At 39.7% G+C, this 11,756-nt stretch carries 13 protein-coding genes and 1 other annotated feature; of the genes, 12 read left to right on the forward strand and 1 reads right to left on the reverse strand.

The genetic code is table 11. The features are described from left to right. Window positions 1–49: 49 nt before the first annotated feature. From BPR_RS02975 to BPR_RS03030, 12 genes are all read left to right on the forward strand, one after another. Window positions 50–580, forward strand: a complete 531-nt coding sequence (locus BPR_RS02975; RefSeq protein ID WP_013279977.1) for a cysteine hydrolase family protein — start codon at window positions 50–52, stop codon at window positions 578–580. Further along, window positions 577–1,218, forward strand: a complete 642-nt coding sequence (locus tag BPR_RS02980) for an HAD family hydrolase (protein ID WP_013279978.1) — start codon at window positions 577–579, stop codon at window positions 1,216–1,218. The genes BPR_RS02975 and BPR_RS02980 overlap by 4 nt, the downstream gene beginning before the upstream one ends. Before the next feature lie 46 nt (window positions 1,219–1,264). Continuing rightward, window positions 1,265–2,023: a class I SAM-dependent methyltransferase gene (locus BPR_RS02985; RefSeq protein ID WP_042256423.1), complete on the forward strand. Its 759-nt coding sequence runs from the start codon at window positions 1,265–1,267 to the stop codon at window positions 2,021–2,023. A gap of 32 nt (window positions 2,024–2,055) precedes the next feature. Continuing rightward, window positions 2,056–2,655, forward strand: a complete 600-nt coding sequence (locus tag BPR_RS19560) for a GNAT family N-acetyltransferase (protein ID WP_013279980.1) — start codon at window positions 2,056–2,058, stop codon at window positions 2,653–2,655. 104 nt (window positions 2,656–2,759) lie between these two features. Continuing rightward, on the forward strand, window positions 2,760–3,569 hold the full coding sequence (locus tag BPR_RS02995) for an SDR family oxidoreductase (RefSeq protein WP_013279981.1): 810 nt from the start codon (window positions 2,760–2,762) through the stop codon (window positions 3,567–3,569). A gap of 40 nt (window positions 3,570–3,609) precedes the next feature. Beyond that, on the forward strand, window positions 3,610–4,200 hold the full coding sequence (locus BPR_RS03000; RefSeq protein ID WP_026509781.1) for an HD domain-containing protein: 591 nt from the start codon (window positions 3,610–3,612) through the stop codon (window positions 4,198–4,200). A gap of 25 nt (window positions 4,201–4,225) precedes the next feature. Beyond that, complete coding sequence (locus tag BPR_RS03005; protein ID WP_013279983.1) at window positions 4,226–4,720, forward strand: NUDIX domain-containing protein; 495 nt, start codon at window positions 4,226–4,228, stop codon at window positions 4,718–4,720. A 294-nt stretch (window positions 4,721–5,014) separates the two neighbouring features. Then, window positions 5,015–5,494 (forward strand): DNA-deoxyinosine glycosylase, encoded by a 480-nt coding sequence (locus BPR_RS03010; RefSeq protein ID WP_042256431.1) that lies wholly within the window; start codon window positions 5,015–5,017, stop codon window positions 5,492–5,494. Window positions 5,495–5,607: 113 nt separating this feature from the next. Next, window positions 5,608–6,798, forward strand: coding sequence for a MerR family transcriptional regulator (locus tag BPR_RS03015; protein ID WP_143754259.1), 1,191 nt, complete (start codon window positions 5,608–5,610; stop codon window positions 6,796–6,798). A gap of 2 nt (window positions 6,799–6,800) precedes the next feature. Further along, window positions 6,801–7,187 carry an NUDIX hydrolase gene (locus BPR_RS03020; protein ID WP_013279986.1) on the forward strand — a complete coding sequence of 129 codons (387 nt, stop codon included), beginning with the start codon at window positions 6,801–6,803 and terminating at the stop codon, window positions 7,185–7,187. A gap of 70 nt (window positions 7,188–7,257) precedes the next feature. Next, window positions 7,258–7,471, forward strand: a binding site (T-box leader). 97 nt (window positions 7,472–7,568) lie between these two features. After that, window positions 7,569–9,329, forward strand: a complete 1,761-nt coding sequence (gene thrS, locus BPR_RS03025; RefSeq protein WP_042256433.1) for a threonine--tRNA ligase — start codon at window positions 7,569–7,571, stop codon at window positions 9,327–9,329. 44 nt (window positions 9,330–9,373) lie between these two features. Next, the gene (locus BPR_RS03030; RefSeq protein WP_013279988.1) at window positions 9,374–9,973 is read left to right on the forward strand and encodes a DUF402 domain-containing protein; all 600 of its coding nucleotides are present in this window, start codon (window positions 9,374–9,376) and stop codon (window positions 9,971–9,973) included. On the opposite strand, the gene BPR_RS03035 is transcribed toward BPR_RS03030, so the two are convergent. Beyond that, window positions 9,949–11,709 carry a glycosyl hydrolase family 28-related protein gene (locus BPR_RS03035; protein ID WP_013279989.1) on the reverse strand — a complete coding sequence of 587 codons (1,761 nt, stop codon included), beginning with the start codon at window positions 11,707–11,709 and terminating at the stop codon, window positions 9,949–9,951. The two genes, BPR_RS03030 and BPR_RS03035, sit on opposite strands and share 25 nt — an antisense overlap. Between the last annotated feature and the right edge of the window lie 47 nt (window positions 11,710–11,756).

Here is an 11,756-nt window from a genome sequence, read left to right on the forward strand (position 1 = left end):
TGGCTCTTTTTCTGTTATAGTAAAAATATGTTTTGTTGGAGAGTGTTCGATGAAGCTTATTGTTATAGATGTACAAAAAGGAATTACTGATGAAAGACTATATGATTTTGACGGATTCATAAGGAATGTGACAAATATCATTGATGCTGCAAGGAAGAATAATGTTGAGGTTATTTATGTTCAGCATGATGATGGCCCTGGAACAGGCTTTTCTTTTGGTGACAAGGATTTTGAGATAGCTGATCAGGTGGCTCCAAAGGAAAATGAGAAGATTTTCATAAAGACGATAAACAGCTGCTTTGGTAATAATGATCTTGCAAATTATCTCAGAGAATCCAAAGAAAAAGATTTGATGATAGTCGGATTGCAGACGAACTTTTGCATTGATGCCTCTGTGAAATCAGCTTTTGAAAGGGGATACAAGGTAATAATTCCGAAAGGTACCAATTCTACTTTCGACAATGATTACATGGATAGAGAAACTACTTACAAGTATTACAACGATATGATGTGGCCGGAAAGATTTGCAAGCTGCATCTCTGTTGATGATGCAATTAAGATGATAGAGGATTTGCGATGAAGCTGGATAACATAGAATGGCTCTTTTTTGATGTTGGCTCAACTTTGGTAAGTGAGGAAAAGCCATTTTTACATAGACTATACGAAATTGCTGATGCTGTTAATGAACCTTTTGATGCGATACAGAATAAGGTTACTCAGCTTTATAAGGAAAAGAAAAAGGGAGAACAAGTGCTGATTCAAGAATACGGAATAGAAAGACCTCGCTGGAGAAGTGAAGATGAGGAATTGTTTCCGGAGTCATATGAGTGCCTTGAGCGATTGAGTAAGAAATATAAAATTGGAGTCATTGCTAATCAGCTTCCGGGAACAGCAGCCAGATTAGAAAAGCATGGTGTTTTAAAGTTCATAGATATTGTTATTGCTTCTGCAGAAGAAGGATTAGAGAAGCCGGACAGGAGAATATTTGAACTTGCTTTATCAAGAGCTAGTTGTAAGCCTGAGAATGCTGTCATGATCGGAGATAGGGTTGATAATGACATAATACCTGCAAAGAAAATAGGTATGAAGACTGTTCGTGTGAAGCAAGGGATGTGGAAATACTGGGATGCTCTTGGCGAAGAGGAACAGGCAGATTTTGAGGTGGATGATCTGAACGCGGTAATAGAGCTGTTTGGATGGAAATTTGAGAATAATTAGTTAGGGGATAAGAACCAAAGCATAATTATTTATGGGAGGGGTATCGATGCGGGATTATAGTGAGCTGCATAAAAAAGCATGGGAGTATGATGCCTATGACTTTTGGGTTAAGGCAAGCGGAACACCACAAGAAAGAGCACAGAAGGATATAGCGGATCCTATAGGAATGCTCAAAAAATATGCCGTATATTTTGATTCCTTTGAAGGTATAAAGATTGCAAATATCTGCGGATCTTGCGGAAAGAAAGCAATTCCGCTGGCACTTCTTGGGGCAGATGTCACTATTTTTGACATTTCTGAAGATAACAAAAAGTATGCTATGGAAGTAGCTGCTGCTGCAAATACTGAGATTACTTTTGAAGTTGGGGATGTGCTTGAAATAGACCTTGGTAGGTATGCTGAATACTTTGATGTAGTTTTTATGGAGGGAGGAATACTTCACTATTTTCACAATATAGATGAGTTTATGAAAATGATGAATGCTATTCTTAAGCCAGGCGGAAAGATAATCTGTAGTGATTTTCATCCTTTTACAAAAATCTATGATAGTTTAAAGCTGGAACAGCCTACGGGGAGCTATTTCTCTACTGATATATTTGAAGGTGAAATGGCACATGCCAGATTTTACGATGAAGAAATAAGAAAAAGCATCCCCAAATGCAGTTATAGAAAATACACGATAAGCGAAATCATAAATTCTATGCTAAGAAATGGTTTTTCTTTAAAACAGTTTGATGAGCACCCTTCCTGGGAAGATGAAAGGCTGCCTGGTGAGTTTACGGCGATTGGAATTAAGTGTAACTAATAAGAGGCATGGGTATGGAGGAATAAAGATATATGAATAATATTAGTGTACACAAATTGACGCCTGATATGGCAGAGCAATATGTAGCATATTTTGATAATAGAGCGTTTTCAGATGGTAGTGAGCAAAAAGGTTGTTATTGTGTTTGGCATCATTGGACTGAGCAGAAGGAAGCAGAAAGAAGCGCACTCCCAGAAAATGAACGGCCTTTCAGTAAAAGAAATTATGCATATGAATTGGTTAAGAACGGTAGATTAAACGGATTTGTTGCAATTTCTGGTGGAGAGATTGTTGGATTCTGCAATGCTGATTTAAAAGAAAACTACTTCAGGCACAGTAGAGAAAATGATCCTGAAAGCTGGGAGGGGATAGATTCGGATTCCAAGGTGTTAGCTATAGTATGCTATATCGTGGCCCCTGATATGAGGGGAATGGGAATAGCAGACTCACTATTGGAATATGCCTGCGGTTATGCAGAAGAAAATGGCTTTGATTATATCGAAGGCTATCCATCTGATGGAGCATTTGATGCAAGAAATTGCGGTGGAACGGATTCAATGTATATTAAAAGAGAATTTCAAATTGGCCATGCCGGGAGCAGAATCATTGCAAGAAGAAAATTAGGAAACTAAGCAGAGGCTATTGTACTTTCTTTAACATTGGATAAGTGTTTTGACGAAGATAATTGACCTTGCCCTTAGGGCATAGTTTATCATTATGACGGAGCGACATATAAATGATACTTGTAACAGGAACAACAGGGTTTGTTGGCAGTAAATTAATGAAAATCTGCAAAGATGTGGTGGCCGCACCATCACTTAGAAATGCATCTTTGGATCATATCAAGAGAATTGTTAGTGAGAGCGGTGCAGATACTATTGTGAATACTGCAGCTATTTCAGATATTGGAGAATGCCAGAAAAATCCGGAGTCATCATATATTGCAAATGTTCAGCTGCCGGTGTTTCTTGCTAAAGCATGCGAAGGGAGAAAGCTTATCTGCTTTAGCTCTGATCAGGTATATGGCGGACTTGAAGACAATGGGCCTTATACAGAAGAAAATGTTAATCCGGCAAACATTTATGCAAAGTATAAACTTGAAATGGAACAGAGGGTGCTTGATATCTGCCCTGATGCAGTTATGCTTCGCGCTGAATGGATGTATGACTATTACGTAAAAAAGTCCAATTACTACATGAACATTGTAAATGCTAAGGATGCGGTTGCGTTTAGTTCTCGGCAATATAGAGGCATCACTTACGTAAAAGAAGTCGCTGAAAACATGGAAAATGTAATATCATTGCCGGGCGGAATTTATAATTTTGGCAGTGAAACTACAAAATCCATGTATGAGATAACAAGTCAGTTTATAGAAGAACTTGGGTTAGAAATTCGGCTAGAAGATGCACCTGCAAGGCACAATTTGTGGATGGACTGCAGTAAAGCAAAGAGATATGGTGTCATTTTTAGTGATGTTTCTAAAGCTTTGATGAAATGCGCAAAAGACAATGGATTTGAAATTAAGAATAATTCGGGAAAAGGGTGATTTTGCAGCAGACTTATAATTCCGAGTAATGGGAGGAAATATGCTACCAACAAGAATGGAAGCAGAAAGACTTTTAGAGGAAGCAGAGAAGTATAATCCTGGACCATGGGGGAATCACAGCCGTGTTGCTGCGCATTGTGCAGAGAAGATTGCTTTAGGCTGTGAGGGGATGAATCCGGAGAAAGCCTATATTTTAGGACTCCTTCATGATATTGGAAGAAAGTTTGGAGTAAGCTATTTGAAACATGTTTCTGATGGATATTCATACATGATGTCCTTGGGATATGATGAAGTTGCCAGAGTGTGCCTTACACATTCCTTCAACAACATGAGAGTTGATGAGTATGTTGGTAAGGTTGATACTTCAGATGAGGAGTATGAGCTGATTCAGACTGAGTTGGGGAAACTTTCAGCTGATGATTATGACAGACTGATCCAACTTTGTGATGCATTGGCCGGAAGTAAAGGTGTGATGAACATCGAAGAACGCATGAATGATGTCAAAAGCCGCCATGGAAATTATCCTCAGGCAAAATGGGATTCCAATATGCGTCTGAAAGCATATTTTGAAGAGAAAGCATCCAAAGATATATATGATTTGGTAGAAAAAGACAGTTATACGCTGGACTAATGCAGACTGATGGGGGAGACAAGAAATGCTATTTAAATTCTGTGCAGAATGTGGACATGAGCTTCAAGATATAAAATGCGGTGATGATGACTGTAAGATTTGTCCTTCCTGCAAGCGGATTTATGGAAGAAATCCAATCCCTGTCGTAGAAGTTCTGGTGGTGAATGAGCTTAATGAAATTCTGCTTTTAAAACAGAACTATATTTCTGAAGATAAATGGACAGTTGTTTCGGGATATATGGTTGAGGGTGAAACAATTGAAGAAGCCGTAGCCAGGGAAGTTAAAGAAGAAACAGGGCAGATAGTAACAGAATGCCAATATGTGTCCAGCTATTACTTTGAGCCGAAGCAGCTGATAATGATTGGATTTATAGCATATGTAAAGAAATCAGAATTTGCTGATTCTGTAGAGGTGGACGACCATAAATGGTACAAGATTAGTGAGGTTGATGAAGTGATTGCAAGAGAAAATAATTGTTCGGGTATGCATTTTGATATGTGTAAGAACTTTTTGAAATAAGTCGAAAAAGCCGATAAAGGTCCCAAAAAACAGCGCTTATAAAACCGATAATATTCAGTAAATATGTGAATCCTTTATCATACAAAAGTGGTACAAATTTGGTACAAAAAAGAGGCGTGGTCGGCGAGACCCCTTTCTCTGCGGCTTTACGAGACTACTAAAAGTTCGATCCCGGTCGCCGGCAGTAAACATTAGAGAATCGCATTAGTTTGCGGTTCTCTTTTTTGTTGCCATCTTGTACTATAAAAGAGTGTGCATATATGTTGGATGGATGGAGGAAGGGGTGACTTAATTATGGTTATACATCCAATTGAACCAATATATGATAAGAGTTCAAAAATACTTATTCTGGGAAGTTTTCCCTCTGTTAAATCAAGAGAAGAAGGATTTTTCTATGGGCATAAGCAGAATAGATTTTGGAAGGTGGTTTCCGGAGTATTCGAAGAGGAAGAGCCAGGGACGATTGAGGAGAAGAAAGCTCTTTTGATAAGGAACAAGATTGCATTATGGGATGTGATACAGTCTTGCGATATTGTCGGTTCGTCGGACTCCAGTATCACTAATGTAGTGCCAAACGACTTAAGCCGTATATTAAACACAGCGGATATCAAGACAATATATGTCAATGGTAAAACGGCACTTAAGTATTATGAAAAGTATACAGGGCCTGTCATCAAAAGGCCTGCAATATGTCTTCCATCTACAAGTCCCGCCAATGCTGCCTGGAATAAGGAAAAGCTTCTGAGTGCTTGGGAGATTATAAAAAAGTATTGACCTTGCCCTTGGGGCAGCCCTTACCATTAAGTAATCAAAGGATGAAGTACGTACGAATCATCTGTATTACTTAGTTTCTAAAAATGCATTTACCTAAAAAGGAGGGCATCAATATGAAGGAAAAAATGACATCGGGAGAAATTGCAAAGCAGGCAGGAGTATCAACTAAGGCGCTTCGTATATATGATGAAAAAGGGCTGCTTAAGCCTGTTGGGCATTCCGATGGCAATTACAAACTCTATGACAAAAGCTCACTGATAATTCTTGAAAAGATTATTGCGCTCAAGCATATTGGATTTAGTCTTGAAGAGATCAAGTGCAGTCTTGAGAATTATGAACAGAGTTCTATAAGAGAAATCCTCGAGAAACAGCTTGAAATGATGGATCAGAAAATATATGAACTTCAAAAGGCTGCAAAGTGCATAGAATCAGCGCTTGCAAGGTTTGATGAAAATCCTGACTGGGACGATATTGCAGACATTATAAGAAAAATGGAAATGAGTCAGGGGGCGGATGAGCGCAGATGGTATGCTGCGGAACATGCTGCAGACGGAATTGAGTGGTATGAAAAGATTTTTAATTCTTTATCATTTGAAGAAAATGATACTGTTCTTGACCTTGGTTGCAGCTACGGCCTTTTGTGGAGAAAGAACTGGGATCGTATTCCCAAGGGCTTCAATGTATTAGGTGTAGACATTCACGGAAATTGGGCTGCTGATCTCTACAATTATCTGGAGGATAATCGAGAGACGCTTCCGGAAGGATCTGATATTCAGATTTTTTTCAGTAATCTTGAAAAAGATGAGACGTGGGAAAAGATTAGAGAGAAGAAGTATTATAAGATTATTGCACATTATCTATTATCTTATCTGCATGATGATGCTTACTTTATCCAAAATGTGGCGCAAGTGCTGGCACCAGGCGGTATGTTTTCTGTTAATCATTATGGGGAAGCAGTGAAGGAATACAATTTCTGGGAAAAGTGTTTAACTGAAGCTAGTTTAGATATTTCTTTTGCCCTTAAAAAGAGACAAGAAAGAAGGCAGGCAGACGCAGAATTTGAGGCGCTTTTATCAGAGAACTTCGATAGAGTAGAAAAGATAGCGCTTCCGGGGCCATTAGCATTCGATAGCACTGATGCTCTTTTTGACAGAATGCAAATGAAATACCCCGAGGGCGGAAAATATCTTGAGGACAACAGGGATGCTATAGAAAAATACTTTGCAACTGTGTTGCTGAAAGATGGCTCTGTTACTGTAGATATGGATAGCACATTTTATCATTGTTATAAGAGAGAGGGTTAAGGATGGATAATAAGCTCTTTCCGGAGAGACTTGATAGAAACAAAGTATATGAATGTGGGATATTTTCGTTATATACAGATAAAGTCAAGCTTCCAAGTGGGTATATCATTGAAAAATATCACCAGATTCATCACCATCATGAGGGTGTTTCAATAGTTGTCTTTAATGATAAAGATGAGATATTGATGATCAGAGAAATGCGATATACTGTGGGACATCTGGAGTGGGAAATACCTGCGGGCGGAGTAGAAGATGGAGAGTCAATAGAAGAAGCTGCCAGAAGAGAGGTTATGGAAGAAACCGGATGCACAGTAAAAGACTTATGGATAGTGAAGAGCTTACCGAGTTTCAGTATATTGTTAATGGCGATGAATGGACAATATCAATAAAATGACAGGTTTGTAAAAACGTATGTTGACATTATCAGATGACTTTTGATAGAATCATTTCAATAACATAAGAAAAGCGTTGACGGAAAGAGTAGTTTGCGATGAATCATCCAGAGAGAATGACATTTGGTGGAAGTCATTTATGAAGATAACAGACGAAAACCATTCCTGAGCTGTAATGCTGAACATCAGTAAGCGTTATCGTATGCCTGCGTCAAAGGATAGGATTTGTTAGAATCTGAAGTGAAAAGTTAAGGTGGAACCGTGCATCATGCACCCTTAAGATCAATGGATCTTTTGGGTGCTTTTTTAGTTTGAAAAACACTATTTCTTATGTTGTTGCAGAGACTAATAATCTATTCTAGAAAGGAGCAACACATTATGAAAGTATTACAAAGAGATGGTCAGGTGATGGAGGTGTCTTTTGATGACAATGATGGAAAGAAAGCTTTTTGGCATACAAGTGCTCATGTCCTGGCACAGGCTGTAAAGCGTCTTTATCCGCAGGCAAAGTGCGCCATAGGACCTGCAATTGAAAATGGTTTCTACTATGATTTTGATTTTGGTTTTTCTTTTAATGAAGATAACCTGGGCGCTATAGAAGATGAAATGCGAAGGATTATCAAGGAATCCTTATCGCTACAGGTTTATGAGATGTCAAAGAAGGATGCTATCTCATATATGGAAAAGGCGGACGAACCATTCAAACTTGAGATGATAAGAGAACTACCTGAAGGTGAAGTGATTTCTTTTTACAAACAGGGAGATTATGCGGAATTCTGTGCAGGTCCACATATCGTCAATGTAAGTCACATTAAGGCGGTTAAGCTTCTATCGGTAGCAGGGGCATACTGGCGAGGAGATGAGCACAATAAGATGCTTACAAGAATTTACGGAATCTCTTTTCCTAAGGCATCTTTGATGGATGATCATCTTCACCAGCTTGAAGAGGCTAAGGCAAGAGATCACAGAGTGCTGGGGAAAGAACTTGAACTGTTTGCGCTGATGGATGAAGGGCCAGGACTTCCCTTCTACTTCCCCAAGGGACTTGTACTTAAAAATCTTCTGATTGACTATTGGAGAAAAATACATGTTCGCGAGGGTTATCAGGAAATATCCACACCTATAATGCTGACAAAGGCGCTTTGGGAAAAGTCAGGCCATTGGGATCATTACAGAGATAACATGTATGTAACAAGCGTGGATGATATGGATTATGCCATTAAGCCGATGAACTGCCCGGGAGGAATGCTGGTCTATAAGTCTAAGCCTCATTCATACAGGGAGTTTCCAATCAGATGCGGAGAACTTGGAATTGTCCACAGAGCAGAGAAGTCCGGGACACTGCATGGACTCATGCGCGCAAGATGCTTTACACAGGATGATGCACATATCTTTATGCGCGAAGACCAGGTTCTTTCTGAGATTCAGGGTGTAATGAGGCTTATAGATGAAGTTTATTCTAAGTTCGGTTTTCCATATGAGATAGAGCTTTCTACAAGACCAGAGAACTCCATCGGAAGTGATGAAGACTGGCAGTTGGCAACAGAGTCACTTAAGGCAGCAGTAGAGGGAATGGGAAAACCATATAAGATAAATGAAGGTGATGGCGCATTCTACGGGCCTAAGCTTGATTTCCATGTGAAGGATTCTATTGGAAGAACATGGCAGTGCGGAACAATACAGCTTGATTTCCAGCTTCCGCAGAGATTTGATCTTGAGTACATAGGCGAAGATGGTAAGGAGCATCGCCCAATCATGCTTCATAGAGTTGTATTTGGCTCAATAGATCGTTTCATGGGTATATTGATAGAACACTATGCCGGTAAATTTCCTGTCTGGCTTTCACCTGTGCAGGTTAAGGTGTTGCCAGTATCTGATAAATACCTTGATTATGCAAAAGAAATCATGGCAAAGCTCTATGAAGAGGGAATACGTGCAGAACTAGACGATCGTGATGAAAAGCTTGGCTTTAAGATTCGCGAAGCAAGAATGCAGAAGGTTCCTTACATGATAATTGTCGGGGAAAAAGAAAAGGATAACCGTCTTGTCTCTGTCAGACAGCGTGACGCTGAACAGGATAAACAGGAAATTGGGGAGATGGATATGGCAGACTTCATTGATTTGCTGAAAAGAAGTTGAGAAGTACATAGACTAAGGAAAAAGATACAGAAAGGATAGCTTAAATGTACAAATGTAGAGTGGGTTATGATGAATGGAAGTCAATGATCAAAAAGCATAGAGAAGGTACGTTTGAAAACTCATCTGATTTCAATGGTTATGTTGGACTTCTCTCAATAGAAGAGGTATCTCAAAAACAGGAATGGAAATATAAGGATGAAACAATAACTGTTTGTGATAATGGTTACAAGTGGCTGACTATAATGCCCAAAGATGACTATTATTGCATTACTGTCATGATGGACAGTGATTACAAGATACAGGTAAGCTATATCGATATGATTGATAGTCAGGGCATTGATGAGGATGGCGTTCCGTTTTTTTTCGACTGTTACCTTGATCTTGTAGTATATCCTGATGGATATGTGAAAGAAGATGACAGGGATGAATTGGACGAAGCTCTTCAAAATGGAGATATAAGTAAAGAACAATACGACAGGGCTCTGCAAACAGCTGAAAAGTTGAGACAAACATTCTTTCGCGACTATGATAAATTTATAAGGTTTGTAGATGGAAGACTAAAGTTCATCACTAATACTGATAATATGAAGTTACCTGAAAGACTCGAAAGAACGGGGAGTTATTTCCACTCCCCGTTTTCGTAGTCTAGTATCTTAGATGTTTGACCGGCATTTATGACTGAGTCGCCGGCTTCGTTGATGACGCACTTCAAGCCGGGGAATCCATTAAGGCAGACGGTTATTATGTTATGAACGCGGACTCCCTGAACATCAGGAACTTCCATTGCACAGTACATTGGGATAGTGTTGTCCCTGTTGTACAGATATATTCCTATTCCGGTTCCGGTAAAAGAGCTGACATTATCTGAAACCTTGAAGGATGCGTAGCCAAATCTTTTTCCATCAGGATTTATCCATTTGCCTTTATCGGGAACGTCATAGGGAACTTCACTTTGATACATTATGCAGGTTCCGTTATTGCCGTTCCACATTGTCTGATATTCATTAAAGTGTTCAACCATAAGAGCGTACATGGTGACATTATCGCCATTTATTATGATACCGTTTGGACACGTGTTGAGATCCCATCCTACGTTATCACCGTGGTCTGCTCTCCATACCCAGAGATTATCTCCGACTGTATTATCAAGGTCTATTGTTATGCAGGCCTTTGCCTTGGCAGGTTTATCTCCGGGAATTCCGCCAATTCTGAAATACATATCTGCAAGAAGAGATGGAGCAGCATTATCTTTGGCACTTAAGTATAGCAGGTTGTCGCTTTCGCTTGCTCCGGCATCAAGGAGAAGGCCTGCAAGAATGAGGTCATCAGCATTTTCTGTCGTGATGCAGGTATTTCCTGCTGATGAGCGAATGGTTGCAAGCCCCATTCCAAGGACTATGGTTCCTGGCTTGCTTATTGTGAGTGTTTCGCTAAACTCATAAATTCCTGGTGTAAAAAGAATGTTCTTACCATCAGCCAGAGCCTGATTTACGGTACCGGCAGTATCTATTCCGGCTTTGGCTACATAGAAATCATCAAGCGGAAGGAATTTGCCTTCCTTGCTGCCATTTTCCCACCCAAAGGATACACTTTTCTTTTTCCAGTCAGGAACATACACTCCAAATCCATCTTTTTTATCATATACAAGAAATGGCTTCTCTCTTATGATTTCGGTCTCCGGAACAGAAGTATAGGAAGCTTCAGGCCAGGTTTTCACTGGAACACCACTTGGGGCATCGCCTGCAAATACCATGTTCCAGTTCTGACCTGTCCAGGAATTATAACTGTTGTTCCGTGAAAGCCATTGTTGCTGGCTTCCGGAGTCGACAATTCCTTCAATTTGCGAGTCTGCAAGAAAACCTCCGCTAGCCCAGCCATAATTATCATGAAGGGCTAGATTTCCGTCAACCTTAACCCTTCTCATTCCTGTTGCCTGTGACACAGCCCATACAGTGTCTGATTGCATTTCGAGATTTTCTATACTGCGCCAGAAATTACAGGTTGCATTGTGATTTTTTGGATCATCGGATAGCCAGCGGGCGTAGGTATTTATGGCTTTGATCTTGGTGTCAGTAGGAAGTAAGCCAAGTCCAGACATCTGAGTATAAAAGCCAACATTTGTCGATATATCATATGTTCCGGGCATGAAATAAACTGCATATCTTTCATCGCCAAACTGTGCAGTTTCCTGCCGCGAATAGATTTTATCAAGAGTTTCCTGCACTTTGGCAGTATCATCTTGAGGCGTAAAGATATAGACGTTTTCTCCGAAAATATCTGAGTGAAAATCTTTGGTTTCTATTTTGTTTTTTCCACAACCTGTGAGTATTCCTGCCAGGGCAGCCAACCCCAGTAAATATAGATATTTCTTTTTTATCATGTTAAAGAATCCTCCCGGAACAGTTTATTTAGCATCATAATTACCAT

It is taken from the genome of Butyrivibrio proteoclasticus B316, from assembly GCF_000145035.1.
Taxonomy (GTDB): domain Bacteria; phylum Bacillota; class Clostridia; order Lachnospirales; family Lachnospiraceae; genus Butyrivibrio; species Butyrivibrio proteoclasticus.